General features: G+C 67.6%; 14 protein-coding genes and 1 pseudogene. 3 read left to right on the top strand and 12 right to left on the bottom strand.

What is annotated here, in order from left to right:
- Positions 1-152: 152 nt before the first annotated feature.
- The gene (locus tag IAE56_RS08080; protein ID WP_200752164.1) at positions 153-1,052 is read right to left on the bottom strand and encodes a peptidylprolyl isomerase; all 900 of its coding nucleotides are present in this window, start codon (positions 1,050-1,052) and stop codon (positions 153-155) included.
- 77 nt (positions 1,053-1,129) lie between these two features.
- Positions 1,130-1,579, bottom strand: coding sequence for a hypothetical protein (locus IAE56_RS08075; protein WP_108768288.1), 450 nt, complete (start codon positions 1,577-1,579; stop codon positions 1,130-1,132).
- Positions 1,580-1,705: 126 nt separating this feature from the next.
- Here IAE56_RS08075 and IAE56_RS08070 point away from each other — a divergent pair, with 126 nt between their 5' ends.
- The gene (locus tag IAE56_RS08070) at positions 1,706-2,071 is read left to right on the top strand and encodes a PadR family transcriptional regulator (protein ID WP_200752163.1); all 366 of its coding nucleotides are present in this window, start codon (positions 1,706-1,708) and stop codon (positions 2,069-2,071) included.
- Entirely contained in the window at positions 2,068-3,045 is a 978-nt protein-coding gene (locus IAE56_RS08065) for a sensor domain-containing protein (protein ID WP_200752162.1), read from the top strand. Before IAE56_RS08070 ends, IAE56_RS08065 begins: the two co-directional genes overlap by 4 nt.
- A gap of 112 nt (positions 3,046-3,157) precedes the next feature.
- On the opposite strand, the gene phaZ is transcribed toward IAE56_RS08065, so the two are convergent.
- Positions 3,158-4,465 (bottom strand): polyhydroxyalkanoate depolymerase, encoded by a 1,308-nt coding sequence (gene phaZ, locus IAE56_RS08060; RefSeq protein ID WP_116864359.1) that lies wholly within the window; start codon positions 4,463-4,465, stop codon positions 3,158-3,160.
- Positions 4,466-4,558: 93 nt separating this feature from the next.
- A complete protein-coding gene (locus IAE56_RS08055; RefSeq protein WP_200752161.1) occupies positions 4,559-5,149 on the bottom strand; it encodes a class I SAM-dependent methyltransferase in 591 nt (196 codons plus the stop codon).
- 243 nt (positions 5,150-5,392) lie between these two features.
- Between IAE56_RS08055 and IAE56_RS08050 the strand changes: the two genes are divergently transcribed.
- Positions 5,393-5,848 (top strand): CopD family protein, encoded by a 456-nt coding sequence (locus tag IAE56_RS08050; RefSeq protein ID WP_108764551.1) that lies wholly within the window; start codon positions 5,393-5,395, stop codon positions 5,846-5,848.
- Between the two features lie 107 nt (positions 5,849-5,955).
- Here IAE56_RS08050 and IAE56_RS08045 read toward each other — a convergent pair whose 3' ends face one another.
- From IAE56_RS08045 to lpxD, 8 genes and pseudogenes are all read right to left on the bottom strand, one after another.
- Positions 5,956-6,915, bottom strand: a complete 960-nt coding sequence (locus tag IAE56_RS08045) for an acetyl-CoA carboxylase carboxyltransferase subunit alpha (RefSeq protein WP_200752160.1) — start codon at positions 6,913-6,915, stop codon at positions 5,956-5,958.
- A gap of 113 nt (positions 6,916-7,028) precedes the next feature.
- Positions 7,029-7,892 (bottom strand): hypothetical protein, encoded by an 864-nt coding sequence (locus tag IAE56_RS08040; protein WP_200752159.1) that lies wholly within the window; start codon positions 7,890-7,892, stop codon positions 7,029-7,031.
- Positions 7,893-7,947: 55 nt separating this feature from the next.
- On the bottom strand, positions 7,948-11,547 hold the full coding sequence (gene dnaE, locus IAE56_RS08035; protein WP_200752158.1) for a DNA polymerase III subunit alpha: 3,600 nt from the start codon (positions 11,545-11,547) through the stop codon (positions 7,948-7,950).
- 197 nt (positions 11,548-11,744) lie between these two features.
- Positions 11,745-12,416, bottom strand: a complete 672-nt coding sequence (locus tag IAE56_RS08030; protein ID WP_200752157.1) for a ribonuclease HII — start codon at positions 12,414-12,416, stop codon at positions 11,745-11,747.
- A pseudogene (lpxB, locus tag IAE56_RS08025) lies at positions 12,413-13,576 on the bottom strand (lipid-A-disaccharide synthase); the annotation flags it as partial. The gene IAE56_RS08030 and the pseudogene lpxB, both read right to left, overlap by 4 nt.
- A 92-nt stretch (positions 13,577-13,668) precedes the next feature.
- Positions 13,669-14,460, bottom strand: a complete 792-nt coding sequence (lpxA, locus tag IAE56_RS08020; RefSeq protein ID WP_108768298.1) for an acyl-ACP--UDP-N-acetylglucosamine O-acyltransferase — start codon at positions 14,458-14,460, stop codon at positions 13,669-13,671.
- Positions 14,461-14,479: 19 nt separating this feature from the next.
- On the bottom strand, positions 14,480-14,935 hold the full coding sequence (gene fabZ / locus IAE56_RS08015; protein WP_079221248.1) for a 3-hydroxyacyl-ACP dehydratase FabZ: 456 nt from the start codon (positions 14,933-14,935) through the stop codon (positions 14,480-14,482).
- Positions 14,932-15,954 (bottom strand): UDP-3-O-(3-hydroxymyristoyl)glucosamine N-acyltransferase, encoded by a 1,023-nt coding sequence (gene lpxD, locus IAE56_RS08010; RefSeq protein WP_200752155.1) that lies wholly within the window; start codon positions 15,952-15,954, stop codon positions 14,932-14,934. The genes fabZ and lpxD overlap by 4 nt, the downstream gene beginning before the upstream one ends.
- Between the last annotated feature and the right edge of the window lie 63 nt (positions 15,955-16,017).

Raw genomic sequence — 16,017 nt, 5'->3', positions numbered from 1 at the left:
GGATGAGAATTGTCGTGGTAGCGCCGGGCCGTGCCCGGCGAGCGCAGCGGCCGCATTTGACGTTCCGCCGGGCATGGCCCGGCGCTACCTCACCTATTCCGCCGGGCATGGCCTGGCGCTACCTCACCTATTCCGCCGGGCATGGCCTGGCGCTACCGCACCGGCACCGGAATATTGCACAGGTCGATGTGTCCGGCCGGGCGCTTGTAGAAATCATCCACGCGGTTGCGCCGCGCTTCCACCGTATCAGCGAAGGTCTTCGAATCGGTGCGCAGCACCTGGATCGGCGTGCGCTCGGCGGCCGGCACATCACTGGCGCGGCGGATCGAGACGATCGGCGTGCGCAGCTTCGGGTCTTCGTAGAAGCCCATCGGCGCCGGCCCGCGCGGAATCGCGCTGAGCAGTTCCATGCCCTTCAACACGCGGCCGACCACGGTGATGTTGCGGTCCAGCTGGCGCGGCGATTGCCCGGTCACCACGTACAGTTCGGCACCGATGCTGCTGTCTTCCTCGTTGCTGCGGCCGGCACCGAGCATGCCGTAGCAGTGCGCCAGCCAGGCCTTGCCGGCCTGCGGGTCCTGGCCTACCGGGAAGCCATCGACGAACCCGGTCTGCGCGGCCCAGCCATCACGGTCGGGCAGCACGCTCACCTTCAGGCCGGCGCTGGCGCGTTCGAATTCGGCCGGCAGCTTGCGCGCGGCACTGCCGAACGGTTTGGCCTTGGCCGCGTCATCAGCGTCGGCATCGCCGAACTGCACCACGAAGTTGTCCTGCGACCGGTAGATGCTGGTGCCGTCCCAGAACTGCTCGTGGGCGAAGGTCTGGATGTTGGCCACATGGCGCGGCGCGAACTGCGGTGCCAGCTCGATGATCACCCGCCCGGCCGGCAGGTCCATGTACAGCAGGTTGGCCGGGTCCGGGGTGCGCCAGTCGCTGGCCGCCGACGCATCGAGGATCTGCTGCGGGCTGCGGTACGGCGTGGCGGCACTGGCCAGCGCGGGCAGCAGGCAGACGAGGGCGAAAGTGAGCAGCGTGGTACGAGGGGTCGGCATTGTGGTCACGTGCAGAATGGTGTCTGCCCATCATGCGCGAGCGGCGGGCGGGATGTCATGCGCCCGCACCCGCAATGCTATTTCGCTCGTCTGCGAAAGTAGCTGTCCACCGCCTGTGCACTGCATTGAGCCTGGGCCTGCTGCCCACGCTTGGATTCGCAGGCCTGCAGCGCCGGATGAATGGCAGCGTAGTTCACCACGACGTTCTCGTTCGGTCGCAGCAGGGCGTAGTAGCAGATCATCCCGCGGTACACCGAATAGACCGGCGCCTTGATGGGGCGCAGGCCGCCGTACACCTCGGCCACTGTTTCGCGCGCCATGTCCGCATACCAGGCCGGGCGGCCCGGTTCTGCCAGTGCGCGCGCCAGCACGCTCTGCCGGTCCTCGCCACGGCTGTGCGCGTCGAGGATCTTCGCGGAGAAGTCGAGCGCGTCATAAGCGCCCTTGCTGAGGTCGCACCCGGTCATCGCCTGGGCAGGGGCAGCCGCCAGCAGGGCCAGCGGGAGCAGCAGGGTGAGCGTCTTCATGACCGGATTCAGCGTCCATCGGGGAGCGCCCAATTCTGCCAGAACCGCCCGGCAGGGTGACTAACGACACATTCGCTATACCGAACTTCGCACTACTGTTGACTTCAACGTAGTGGAGGACCGGGCATGTCCGAAGACGACACCCACCTGAGGAAGTTCCAGAAGGAGCTCAGTGCCGGAACGGTATCGCTGGCCCTGCTGGCGGTGCTGGCCCGGGCCGGGGAGCCGCTGTATGGCTACCTGATCGCCAAGGAGCTGGAGCGCGTGGGCGAGGGCGTGCTGAGCGGCAAGCAGAGCGCGCTGTACCCGGTGCTGCGCAACCTGGAAGGCGCCGGCCTGCTGGAAAGCCATGTCGAGCCGTCCAGCAGCGGCCCGCCACGCCGCTACTACCGCATCAATGAACGTGGCCACCAGGTGCTGGCGCAGTGGCGCCAGGCCTGGCAGGCCACCCGCGATTCCGTCGATTCCGTGTTGGAGGGGGTACCGCAATGAACGAGCAGAACCTGGCAGGCAGTGGCCTGCCCACCACGATCGCGCAGTACCTGGCGCAGCTGCGCGCGGCCCTGCAGGGCGCAGACCCGGCGATGGTGCAGGACGCCCTGTACGACGCCGAGGAGTACCTGCGCTCCGAACTGGCCGCGCAGCCGGGCCGCAGCGAGGCCGACGTCATCGCCGATGTGGCCGGCAGCTACGGCGCGCCGGAGGAAGTGGCCGAGATCTATCGCGAGACCGAGGTGACCGTGAACCGCGCGCTGCGTACGCCGCGTGCCGACACCAGCCCGGTGCTGCGCGCCGCCGCCGAGGCCAGCGGCGTGGCACCGGCTGCGCCGACCCCTGCGCCGGCGCAGCGTTCGCTGATGGCGCGCTTCTTCGGCGTCGTGCTGGACCCGCACACCTATGGCGCGCTGTTCTACATGCTGCTGTCGCTGGCTACGGGCACCTTCTTCTTCAGCTGGGTGGTGACCGGGCTGTCGCTGTCGCTGGGCCTGATGATCCTGATCATCGGCATACCGCTGACGGTGCTGTTCTTCGGCTCGGTGCGCGGGCTGGCGCTGCTGGAAGGGCGGCTGGTGGAAGCGCTGCTGGGCGAGCGCATGCCGCGCCGGCCGCAGTACACCGACCGCAGCCGCACCTGGCTGCAGCGCATCGGCGACATGTTCACCGACGGTCGCACCTGGCTGACGCTGCTGTACTTCCTGCTGATGCTGCCGCTGGGCATCGTCTACTTCACCATCGCGGTGACCCTGCTGGCGGTGTCGCTGGCCTTCATCTGGTCGCCGGTGGCGGCACTGTTCGATTCGACCGCGCCGAGCATCTACATCGATGGCACCAACGTGCTGCCGCTCGAGTTCACACCGGTGCTGGCGGTGGTGGGCGCGCTGCTGCTGCTGGTGACGATGCACCTGGCCCGTGGCATCGGCAAGCTGCATGGTCTGCTGGCGAAGAACCTGCTGGTGCGGCTGTAACCACAGAGGGGTCGGATCCCTGTTCGTAGAACAGGGCTCTGACCCCGGATCCGATCGCGGTGGGGGTCAGAGCCCTTTCCGTTGGAAAGGGATCCGACCCCACGGCGGGGTCTTACCCCGCCTTGCGCCGCAACGGGGTGACGTTGCTCTTCTTCTTCGTGGCCTTGGCGGCCGGTGCTTCGGCATGGGCGGCGAAGAAATCGCGCACCTTCGGGTACACCACTTCGCGCCAGCGGCGGCCGCTGAAGATGCCGTAGTGGCCGGCGCCTTCGACGATGAAGTGCTCGCGGCGGTCGGCCGCGATGCCGGTGCACAGCGCCTGCGCCGCTTCGGTCTGGCCGAGGCCGGCGATGTCATCCAGCTCGCCTTCGATGCTCAGCAGGGCGGTATCGCGGATGGCCGACGGGTCGACCTTCTCGCCGTTGACCACCCACTCGCCACGCGGCAGCAGGAAGTCCTGGAACACCACCGAAATGGTATCCAGGTAGTACTTGGCCGGCATGTCGAGCACGGCGTTGTACTCGTCGTAGAAATTGCGGTGCGCGTCGGCGTCTTCCAGATCGCCCTTGACCAGGTCGGTGTAGAAATCCCAGTGCGAACTGAAGTGGCGGCTGGGGTTCATCGACAGGAAGCCGGCGTGCTGCAGGAAGCCCGGGTACACGCGACGGCCGGCGCCGGGGTAGCTGGCCGGCACGGTGTGGATGACGTTGTTCTCGAACCACGACAGCGGGTTCTGCGTGGCCAGGTTGTTCACTGCGGTGGGGCTGCAGCGTGCATCGATCGGGCCACCCATCATCACCAGCGTGCGCGGGGTCGGCTCGCCACGGCTCGCCATCAGCGAAACCGCAGCCAATACCGGCACGGTCGGCTGGCACACGCTCACCACGTGCAGGCGCTCGACGCCGAGGTGGCGGATGAATTCCTGGATGTAGGCGATGTAATCGTCCAGGCCGAACTCACCCTCGCTGGCCGGCACCATGCGCGCGTCCACCCAGTCGGTGACGTACACGCGGTGGTCGCGCAGCAGCGTGCGCACGGTATCGCGCAGCAGCGTGGCGTGGTGGCCCGACAGCGGCGCCACCACCAGCACGAACGGCTGGTTGAGCATGGTGTGCAGCTGGTCGGCTTCGTTGCTGTGGCGCTTGAAGCGCAGCAGCTTGCAGAACGGCTTGCTCACTTCCTCGTGCACGACGATCGGCACGCGCTCGCCTTCGACCTCGATTTCGTTGATGCCCCATTCGGGCTTCTCGTAATCCTTGCCGATGCGATGGAAGAGTTCATTGACCGCCGCCAGGCGATCAGCGCCCGGCATCTGCGACCACCAGTGGCCCTGGTTGGCGAAGAATCTGGCGTTGGCCTGGGCCTGGTGCACCCAGGGGGCGAGCAGGTTGCGGGTCAGTTCGTGTAGTTGATAGAGCATGACGACCGAATATGTATGGTCATATGTTGCCGCGCAGCATATCCCATCCGGGTGTCCCGCAGGTTAAGTCGGGCAAAAATAATGAATCCGGATTCACATCTTTTCCAGCGCGGCGGCCTCGTCGGCCAGGCCGGGGCCCAGCCACAGGTGTGAACCGATGGCCTGCAGGCCCTGGCGGCCCAGCTCGCGGCGGTACCAGCGCGCGGGCCGGGCCTGGAAGCCCTCGTGATCGCCGTCGAACTCATCTTCGGCGGCAAAGGTCTCCAGGAAGGCCACGCCGCCGGTCAGCTCGGCCACGCCGGCCAGGCCGGCCCGCAGCTCGCGGTCGGGCACGTAGTGCATCACGTCCGAACACACCAGCAGGTCGACCGGGGCGCAGGGCCGCAGCCAGGCGAAATCACCGAAGCTGGCCATGTGCAGGTTGCGGGTACGTCCGTAGCGGCGCACAGCGTACTCGCTGCTGTCAAAGCCGAGGTATTGGACCTTCGGACGCAGCTTCAGCAGCGGCGCGCGCCAGGCGCCTTCGCCGCAGCCGATGTCGAGCACGCTGCGCACCGGCCGTTCCAGATAGTACTCGGCGGTGGCCACGGCCAGGGCGACCTTGCGCGCCAGGCGGGCGCTGCCGCCGATGTCGGCACGGCGGTACCAGCGTTGGAAATAGGCGGCGTCGTAGGTCTTGTCCATGGGCAGGGCACGTAGAGGGTGAAAACGGCGCCTATCGTACGGCGTCGCGGCCGTGGTGCGGCAATTGGCCGCGGCATCCACCCATGGGGTGGCTCTACTGCGACCGGCGGGCGAACCGGCAGTAGAGCCACGCCATGCGTGGCTGCGATGGTGAGAGTGCGTCGATTGGCCGCGGCATCCACCCATGGGGTGGCTCTACTGCGACAATGGGCGCCCATCCCCGCCAGCCGCTGGAGCGAGCGCATGCAGAGCTATTACTGGGTCAAGACCTTCCACATCGTGTTCGTGGTGGCCTGGATGGCAACGGTGTTCTACCTGCCGCGCATCCTGGTGAACCTGGCCGAGACCGCGGGCCAGCCGGCGGTGGGCGAGCGCCTGCAGCTGATGGGCCTGCGCCTGTACCGCTTCGGTCATTCGATGTTCGGGCTGGCCTTCGTGCTGGGCCTGGTGCTGTGGCTGGGCTACAAGGTCATCCCCGATTTCCCGACCATGGTCGCGCCCGGCGGCGCCGGCTGGCTGCACGCCAAGCTGGGCCTGGTGGTGCTGCTGCTGGTGTATTTCATCTGGACCGGGCGCCTGCTGAAGGGCGTGGCCAAGGGCCGCGCGCTGCCGTCCTCGCGCGCGCTGCGCTGGATCAACGAGATTCCGCTGCTGGCCTTCATCCCGATCGTCTGGCTGGTGCTGGCCAAGCCGTTCTGAGGCGTGGATGCCGTCAACGCGCAAACGAAAAGAGCCGGGCATCTGCCCGGCTCTTTCGTTTGCGCGTTCACCTGCCTGTTGCCGGCCAGCGGCCGGCACTACCAGGCTTATGCGGCTTCGTAGGAGCCGTAGCTGCGCAGGCGGGTGTAGCGCTGTTCCAGCAGCTGTTCGGTGGACAGCTTGTCCAGCGCTTCCAGCTCGTTCAGCAGCACGGCCTTCAGGCGCTTGGCCATCTGGGTCGGGTTGCGGTGGGCACCACCGGTCGGCTCGCGCACGACCTTGTCGACCAGGCCCAGGCTCTTCAGGCGCGGGGCGGTCAGGCCCAGCTGTTCGGCAGCGTCCTTGGCCTTGCCGGCGTCCTTCCACAGGATCGAGGCGCAGCCTTCCGGGGTGATCGTCGAGTACACCGCGTACTCCAGCATCACCGTGCGGTCGCCCACGCCCAGCGCCAGCGCGCCGCCGGAACCACCTTCACCGATGACGGTGCAGATGATCGGCACCTTCAGCTCGGCCATCTCCATCAGATTGCGCGCGATCGCTTCGGACTGGCCGCGCGATTCGGCGTCGATGCCCGGCCAGGCGCCGGCGGTGTCGATCAGGGTCAGCACCGGCAGGCCGAAGCGTTCGGCCATCTTCATCAGGCGCAGGGCCTTGCGGTAGCCCTCCGGCTTGGGCATGCCGAAGTTGCGCTTGATCTTTTCCTTGGTGTCGCGGCCCTTCTGGTGGCCGATCACCATCACCGAGCGGCCGTTGATGCGGGCCAGGCCACCTATGATGGCCTTGTCGTCGGCGAAGGCGCGGTCACCGGCCAGTTCCTGGAATTCATCGAAGATGATGCGCAGGTAATCGGCGGTGTACGGACGCGACGGGTGACGGGCCAGCTGCAGCACCTGCCAGGAGGTCAGGTTGCGGAAGATCTGCGCGGTGCGCAGGCGCAGCTTGTCCTGCAGGGCGTGAACCTCGGCCTCGACATTGACCGCCGGTCCGGCACTGGCGTTGCGCAGTTCCTGGATCTTGGCTTCCAGGTCGGCGATGGGTTGCTCGAAGTCGAGGTAATTCGGATTCATCGGAAGCCGTCGTGTAAAGAAGAGGGGAATTCTAGCCGAATGCGCAGCAATGGCCCGTACGCCTTCGTCTGGAAGGCGACGGTACCCCAGCCGGGCAGGGGGCGCCAGTCAGCTCAGGGCAGGACCACGGCGCTGCGGGCCATTTCGGTGCTGCGCAGGGTGACGAAGTCGTTGTAGGCCTGGTTGGCCGCCACCGGCAGCTTCGAGCCCAGCGTCGCGGTGGCCTGGGTGAACGCCATGCTGGCCTGGAAGTCTTCCTTGCGCAGGGCCTTCTGCTCGGCCGCGGTGCTGGCCTTCAGCCAACGCGCGTAGAGATCGCGCAGCGGGCCGGCGTGGGCCTCGAAGGCCGGATCCAGAGCGGGAAGGCTGGCCGGTGCCGGTTCCAGGGTGTAGACCGGGGCCACGTAACCGGCCGGCTGCTCGCGCTTGAACGCGCCCGGTTCGCCCATGCCTTCCTCGACATAGGTGATGAAGTCGGGCGCGGTGAAGATCTTGGTGCTGATCTTGCCGCCTGAGGAATCGACGTGGGCCACGATCTGTTCCTGCGGGAACGGTTCGCGCACGCCGAAGTTCCAGGTCTTGTCGATGAACAGGCCGTGGAACTTGTCGAACGGGCCCTTGAACGCCACGCCGCCGACCTCGATGCCCAGGCCGCTGGCGCCGAAATTCTTCAGCTTGTCTTCGCCGGTCACGTAGATCTCGCGCGCGGTGACGTACTCGCTCAGGGTCGGGTTGATCAGGCCGCCGCGGCTGTCGACGTAGACGATGAAGCGCACATCGCCCAGGCGCTGGGTATGCAGGGTGTGCTCGCCCGGCGCCAGGCTGACCGGGCGCGAGGCGTTGGGTGCCACCGGCAGGTCCTTGCCATCGATGCTGATGGCAAGCGGCGTGGCGGTCGGGTTGTCGATCTCGAAATCGACCTTGGACGAACAGGCGGCCAGGGCCATTGCGGCGAAGACAGGGAACAGCAGTTTCATGACGCTCTATCGTCCTTGATGGCAACAACGGAAAAACAAGACGCGTGGGCCAGCCTCAGTTGGCCCACGGCGGGCTGTAGCGCACCTTCAGCGTGCGTACGGCCGGATCGGCACGCAGCGCCTCCATCAGCTTGGAGTCGATGCGCACCGCGCTCTGCCCGGACACGTCGAGCATGCCGGCGACGCCGCCGTGCGGGCCCTTCAGCAGCAGGTCCAGGCGCAGCGGCGTGCGTCCCGGGCGGTGGCGGTCGAGCAGGGCATTGACGCGTTCCCAGACCGGGCGCTGCTGGCGCAGGTCCAGGCGCAGCGACAGGCGCGTGGCGTAGTTGGCGCAGACTTCATCGAAGTCCCAGCACTGGCGGATGCGCAGCGCGTAGCCGCCGTTGAACTCGTCCTCGCGCAGGCCGCCCTTGACCACCAGGATGCGGTCCTTGGTCATCAGGTGGCCGAACTCGGCCATGGCGTCGGAGAACGCGCTGCACTCGACGCGGCCGCGGCCGTCCTCGAGCTGGATGAAGATCTGGCTTTCGCCCTTGCGGCGCACGCCGACCACCTGGCCGGCCAGCACGGTCGGCACTTCCGGGCGCCAGCGCTTCTCGCCGCCGTTTCCACCGCCGCCACCGCTGTTGCTGGAACTCCAGATCTTTTCCACCGAGCCCAGGTCGTTGCCGACCAGGTCGCGCACATCGTCGCGCCAAGGGTCGAACGGATGGCCGCTGAGGTAGAAACCGAGCGTGTCGCGCTCGCCGTTCAGGCGCTGCAGCAGCGGCCATTCCTCGGCTTCGACCAGGTCCAGCTGGATGGTCACCGTGCTCGGATCGGGGCCGCCGAACAGCGAGTTCTGGCCCGAGGCACGCTCGCGCGCCATCTGGTCGGTGGCCTTGATCACTTCCGGCAGCTGCAGCATCAGCGAGGCGCGGTTGTGGCCCAGTTCGTCCAGCGCGCCGCAGTTGATCATCGCTTCCAGCGTGCGCCGGTTGAGCTTGGCCGAACCGACGCGGGTGCAGAAGTCGAGCAGGTCCTTGTAGTCGCCGCCCTTCAGGCGCTCGTCCACCACGGCTTCGCAGGCACCCTGGCCGACGCCCTTGATCGCGCCCAGGCCGTACTGGATGGTGTCCGGCGTGACCGCTTCGAACATGAACGCAGAGTGGTTCACCTTCGGCGGCAGCACGGTCAGGCCGAGGTTGCGCACCTCGTCCAGGAAGCCGACCACCTTTTCGGTGTTGTCCAGGTCCGAGGACAGCGTGGCCGCCATGAACTCGGCCGGGTAATGGCGCTTGAGCCAGGCGGTCTGGTAGCTGACCAGCGCGTAGGCGGCGGCGTGCGACTTGTTGAAGCCGTAGCCGGCGAACTTCTCCATCAGGTCGAAGATCGCATCGGCCTTGGCTTCGTCGACGCCGTCCTTGGCCGCGCCCTCGCGGAAGATCTCGCGGTGCTTGGCCATTTCGGCCGGCACCTTCTTGCCCATCGCACGGCGCAGCAGGTCGGCGCCGCCCAGCGAGTAGCCGCCGACGATCTGCGCCATCTGCATCACCTGCTCCTGGTACACCATGATGCCGTAGGTGTCTTTCAGGATCGCTTCGGTGCGCGGATCGGGATAGATGATTTCTTCCTGCCCGTGCTTACGCGCGTTGAAGGAGGGAATCAGGTCCATCGGGCCGGGGCGGTACAGCGACACCAGCGCGATGAGGTCTTCGAAGCGGTCGGGGCGCGCGTCCTTCAGCAGGCGGCGCATGCCCGAGGATTCGAACTGGAACACCGCGCCGGTGTTGCCGTTGGCGAAGATGTCCTTGTAGGTGGGTGCATCATCAAGCGGGATCGCGGCGATATCCACCGGCGGGATGCCGGCGCGCTCGTGGCGCTTGTTGATCGCCTTCACCGCCCAGTCGATGATCGTGAGCGTGCGCAGGCCGAGGAAGTCGAACTTCACCAGGCCGACTTCTTCCACGTCGTTCTTGTCGAACTGGGTGACCGGGTTCTTGCCCAGGCCGTTTTCATCGTGTTCGGCGTACAGCGGGCAGAACTCGCTCAGCGGCTCGGGCCCGATCACCACGCCACCGGCGTGCTTGCCGGCGTTGCGGGTCAGGTCTTCCAGCTGCAGCGCCAGGTCGATCAGGTCGCGGACGTCGTCCTCGCTCTCGTAGCGCTGGATCAGTTCGGCCGACGCCATTTCCGAGCTCGGGCCTTCCTTGCCCTTGCCCAGCGCATCCTTCAGGTGGATGCCGAGGATGTTCGGGATCAGCTTGGAAACGCCGTCCACCAGGCCGTACGGGAAGCCCAGCACGCGGCCGGAGTCGCGCACCACCGCCTTGGCCGCCATGGTGCCGTAGGTGATGATCTGGCTGACGCGTTCGCGGCCGTACTTGCGTGCGACGTAGTCGATGACCTCGTCGCGGCGGTCCATGCAGAAGTCGATGTCGAAGTCGGGCATCGACACGCGTTCCGGGTTCAGGAAGCGCTCGAACAGCAGGTTGTACGGCAGCGGGTCCAGATCGGTGATCTTCAGCGCCCACGCCACCAGCGAACCGGCACCCGAACCACGGCCGGGGCCGATCGGGATGCCCTGGTTCTTGCCCCACTGGATGAAGTCGGCAACGATCAGAAAGTAACCCGGGAAGCCCATCTTGATGATGGTGTTGAGCTCGAACTCCAGGCGTTCGAAATACTCTTCGCGGGTCTTGCCCGGCGCCAGCGGATTCTTCTGCAGGCGCTCTTCCAGGCCGTCGCGCGACATCTTCTGGATCCAGGTGTCCAGGGTCTCGTCGTCGGGCACCGGGTAGTTGGGCAGGAAGTAGGTGCCCAGCCGCATCTCGATGTTGCAGCGCTCGGCCAGGGCCAGCGTGTTGTCGATCGCATCGGGGATGTCGGCGAACAGCGCGCACATCTCCTCGGCCGACTTCAGGTACTGCTGGTCGCTGTACTCGCGCGGGCGCTTGGGATCGTCCAGCACGCGGCCGGTGGAAATGCATACGCGTGCTTCGTGCGCGCTGAAATCGGTCGGCGCCAGGAAGCGCACGTCGTTGCTGGCCACCACCGGCAGGCCGCGCTGGCCAGCGGCCATCAGCGCGAATCGGTTGAAGGTTTCCTCGCCATCGCGGCCGGTGCGGGTCAGCTCCAGGTGCAGGCCATCGCCGAACGCGCGCTGCCAGTCGGCCAGCTGCTGCTCGGCCAGATCGTGCTTGCCGTCCAGCGCCAGGCGGCCGGCCAGGCTGTCACGGCCGGCCAGGGCGAACAGGTTGGCGTTGCCGGCCTTCAGCCAGTCCGGGTGGATGGCCACGCCGCCTTCGGGACGGTGGCCTTCCATCCAGGCGCGGGTCAGCAGCCGCGACAGGCTCAGGTAGCCCTCGCGGTCGCGGCACAGCAGGGTCATCCGCCACGGGTCCTGGCCGTCCTCGGTGATCATCACGTCGGCGCCGGCAATGGGCTTGATGCCCACGCCTTCGGCGGCCTTGTAGAACTTGACCAGGGCGAACAGGTTGTTCAGGTCGGTCACCGCCAGCGCGGGCATGCCGAGTTCGACCGAGCGCGACAGCAGGTTGGCCTGCTTGGCCTTTTTCGGGTCCGCCTGGTCCGGTTTGGCCGGCACGCGGATGGTCGAGTCCGCCAGCGAGAACTCGGTGTGGACGTGGAGATGTACGAAGCGGGAGTTGGACATGCCGGACCAGGTTGGAGCGCGCGGGCCCCGGGTGCTGACGGGGGAATCGTCGCCGGGGTCGGGAAGCGCTGGAGTGCCCGGTCAGGGTAGCGAGGGCAGGGGGTGGCGACAAGGCTTGACGGTACGGCGATTGCGCGATTGCCGCCGGTGCGTTCACGCGTTCATGGTAGCGCCGGGCCATGCCCGGCGGCCGTTGTTCAGGCAATCGCGATGTCGGCGGCCACAACCTGCGGCACGTCCAGGCATTCACGCACCGGGGCGAAGCTGCGGCGGTGCTCGTCACAGGGGCCATGCGCGCGCAGCGCGGCCAGGTGGGCCGGGGTGCCGTAGCCCTTGTGCTGGTCGAAGCCGTACTGCGGGTGACGCACGTGCAGGTCCTGCATGTAGCGGTCGCGCGAGACCTTGGCCAGGATCGAGGCGGCCATGATCGCGCGGTCGATGCCATCGCCGCCGACCAGCGCCTGCGCCGGCAGCACCAGGCCCTTGGGCACGACGTTGCCATCGATGCGGGCGAAGCCGGCCACGTGGGCCACGGCCGCCACCACATCGCGCATGCCCTGCAGGGTGGCCTGGTAGATGTTCAGGCGGTCGATGGCGTTCACGTCCACCAGCACCACTTTCCAGGCCAGGGCCCGTTCAATGATGCGGTCATGCAGCTGCTCGCGGCGCGCCGCGGTCAGCTGCTTGGAATCGTCCAGGCCGTTGATGCGCGGCCGTGCCGGGTCGAACACCACGGCGGCCACGGCCACCGGGCCGGCCAGGGGCCCGCGGCCGGCTTCGTCGACGCCGGCCACCAGGCGTTCGGGCTCGACCACTGCCGCGCCGTCGAACAGGGCCAGGCTGGCCGCAGCGGCAGCGCGACGGCTCATGCGGTTTCCTGGTTGCGCACCAGCAGCTCGCCCACCGCGTCGGCGGCACGGGCCGAGGCATTGCGGCGCAGGCGTTCGTGCAGGCGCTCGTAGGTGCCCTGCAGGTCGGCGGTGCGCTGCGGGTGGTCGAACCACTGCTGGATGGCCGCGGCCAGCTTGTCCGGCGTGCAGTCGTGCTGCATCAGTTCCGGGGCAAGATCCTGCGCGGCGAGGATGTTGGGCAGGGCGAAGCGGTCGACCTTGATCAGGCCCAGCGCCTTCACCAGGCGGTAGGTCAGTTCGTTGACCCGGTAGCCGACCACCATCGGCCGCTTCACCAGCATCGCCTCCAGGGTGGCCGTGCCGGACGCCAGCACCACCACGTCGGCGGCGATCATCGCCGTGCGTGCCTGGCCATCGAGGACATGCGAGTACGCCACCGGCAACGCCGAGCGCGACAGCTGTTCCTCGATCAGGCGGCGGCAGGCGGCGTTGGCCGCCGGCACCACCACGTGCAGGCCGGGGATCCGCTCGGAGACCTGCCAGGCGGCTTCGAAGAACGGTTCGCCCAGGCGCGAGATCTCGCCCAGGCGGCTGCCCGGCAGCACCGCCAGCACCTTGGCCGAAGCGGGCAGGCCGAGCGCGGCGCGGGCTGCGTCGCGGTCACCGTGCAGCGGGATGTCATCGGCCATCGGGTGGCCGACAAAGCGCGCATCGATGCCATGCTTCGCATAGATGGGCGGTTCCATCGGGAACAGGCACAGCACCAGGTCGGCACTGCTGCCGATCTTCTCCGCGCGCTTCTCGCGCCAGGCCCAGACCGAGGGGCTGACGTAGTGCACGGTGGGAATGCCGTGCTGCTTCAGCCAGCGCTCGATGCCCAGGTTGAAATCCGGGGCGTCGATGCCGATGAACACATCCGGCTGCCACTCCAGCGCACGCTCGCGGAACGCCGAGCGCAGCTTGAGCAGGCGCGGCAGGTGGCGCAGCACTTCGGTCAGGCCCATCACCGCCAGCTCGCTGGCGTCGTGCCAGGTCTGGCAGCCGGCGGTGCGCATGGCATCGCCGCCGATGCCGGCGAACTCGGCATGCGGGAAGCGGGCCTTCAGCTCACGCACCAGGCCCGCACCGAGCAGGTCGCCGGAGGCTTCGCCGGCCACCAGCGCGATCCGCAATGGGCGCTCGCTGAGCACCCGCTGCGCCGGCACGCTGCCGGCCATCGAGGCCAGCGGGATGACGGCAGCGCCGGCCGGCGCCTGGCCGGTCGTGCTGCTCATCGCAGCAGGTGCCTCTCGGTGTGCTCGATGAAGTCCAGCATGGAGCGGACGTCATCGCTGGCCTGTGCCTGCTCGGCCAGCTGCTGCTTGGCTTCGGCCAGCGGCAGGCCGGCCACGTACAGGGTGCGGTAGGCACGCTTGATGGCGGTGATGCGTTCGGCATCGAAGCCGCGGCGCTTGAGGCCTTCGCTGTTGATGCCGCGCGGGCGGCCCAGCGAATCGGTGCCGACCATGGTGAACGGCGGCACATCGCCGTTGGTCAGCGCGCCCATGCCGAGGAAGGCGTGGGCACCGATGCGGCAGAACTGGTGGGCACCGGCGAAGCCGCTGATGATCACGTAGTCGCCGACGGTGACATGCCCGGCCAGGGTGGTGTTGTTGGAGAACACGCAGAAGTTGCCGACGTGGCAGTCGTGGGCCACGTGCGTGTACGCCAGCATCCAGTTGTCGTCGCCGATGGTGGTGATGCCACCGCCGCCGCCGGTGCCGCGGTTGAGGGTGACGAACTCGCGGAACACGTTGCGGTCGCCGATCACCAGTTCGGTGCGTTCACCGGCGAACTTCTTGTCCTGCGGCTCGCCGCCGACCGCGACGTGACCGATGAAACGGTTGTCGCGGCCGATCCGGGTCGGGCCGTGGATGCTGCAGTGCGGACCGACCTCGGTGCCGGCGCCGATCTCGACGTCGGGACCGATGATCGTGAACGCGCCCACGCGGACGTCGTCGGCCAGCCGTGCCGACGGATCGATCACCGCGGTGGGATGGATCAGGGGAGCGCTGTCGGTCATCTCGTTCCTCCGTACAGGGTCAATCGCGGGTGCCGGCGCACAGCACCTCGGCGCAGGCGACGACTTCACCGTCGACCTTGGCCACGCAGTCATACACGGCCATGTTGCGGATCACGCGCTTGATCTCGACGTGCATTTCCAGCACGTCGCCCGGCACCACCTGCTTGGTGAAGCGGGCCTTGTCGACCTTGACCATGTAGAACAGCTTGGACTGCGAATCGCGGCCCAGGGTGAGCTGGGTCAGCACGCCGCCGGCCTGGGCCATGGCTTCGATGATCAGCACGCCCGGCATGATCGGCTGGTTGGGGAAGTGGCCCTGGAAGAACGGCTCGTTGATGCTGACGTTCTTGGTGGCGACGATCTTGCGGGCTTCGTAGTCGATCGACAGCACTTTGTCGACCAGCAGGAACGGGTAGCGGTGCGGCAGCAGCGTCTGGATCTGTGCCATGTCCGGCAGGGTCTGGGGCTGGCTCATTCTTTCTCCTTGCTCACAGACAGGATGCGACGGGCCAGTGCATCAAGCTGCTTGAAGCGCGCGGCGTTCTTTCGCCACGTGCGGTTGTCGGTCAGGGGCGTTCCGGACGAGTATTCGCCCGGCTCGGTGATGGAGTTGCGGACCACCGATTTACCGGTGATCACGACCTTGTCGCAGATTTCCAGGTGGCCGACGACGCCAACGGCGCCGCCGAGCAGGCAGTAACGGCCGATCTTGGCGCTGCCGGCGATGCCGGTGCAGCCGGCGATGGCCGAGTGGGCGCCGATCTGCACGTTGTGCGCGATCTGCACCAGGTTGTCCAGGCGCACGTCTTCGGCCAGCACGGTGTCTTCCAGCGCACCGCGGTCGACGCAGGTATTGGCGCCGATCTCGCAGTCGTCGCCGATGCGCACGCCACCCAGCTGCGGCACCTTGATCCACTTGCCGGCGTCCATCGCCAGGCCGAAGCCATCGGCGCCGAGCACGGCACCGGGATGGATGCGCACGCGCTTGCCGAGCTTCACGCGGGTGACCAGGGTGACGCGGGCGATCAGTTCGCAGCCGGATTCGAGGGTGCAGTCTTCGCCGATGATGCTGCCGGCGCCGATGATGCAGTTCTCGCCGACCACACTGCGCGCACCGATGGTGACGAACGGGCCGATGTGGGCGCTGGCGGCCACCTGGGCCTGCGGGTCGATGACCGCGCTGGGGTGGATGCCCGGCTCACGCACCGGCGCGACGTCGAACAGCGCGGCGATCTTGGCGAAGGTGGTGTAGGGATCCTTGGCGACGAGCGCGGCGCCGGGGGCGGCCTCGGCGTCTTCGGCACGCAGGACCACCAGCGAGGCCTGGCTGTCGGCCAGCTGCGCGCGGTAGCGCGGGTTGGCAAGGAAGGTCAGCTGGCCGGCACCGGCATGGGCGAGGGTGGCCACGCCACGGATGGCGGTGGCGGGGTCGCCATGGACCTGCAGGCCGAACTGATCGGCGAGTTGCTGGGCGGTGTAGGTAGGAGTATTCACGGCGGGAGTTTAACGTGTGGAGCCAGTCCGGTCATGCGGCGCGGTTCCACGGCCAACGGCAGG

Origin of the sequence: Stenotrophomonas sp. S41 (assembly GCF_016624625.1) — a bacterium.
In the GTDB taxonomy this organism is placed as follows: Bacteria; Pseudomonadota; Gammaproteobacteria; order Xanthomonadales; family Xanthomonadaceae; genus Stenotrophomonas.
Note: the sequence above shows the minus strand (reverse complement) of the source record. Positions and strands in the feature narration are given on the sequence as shown.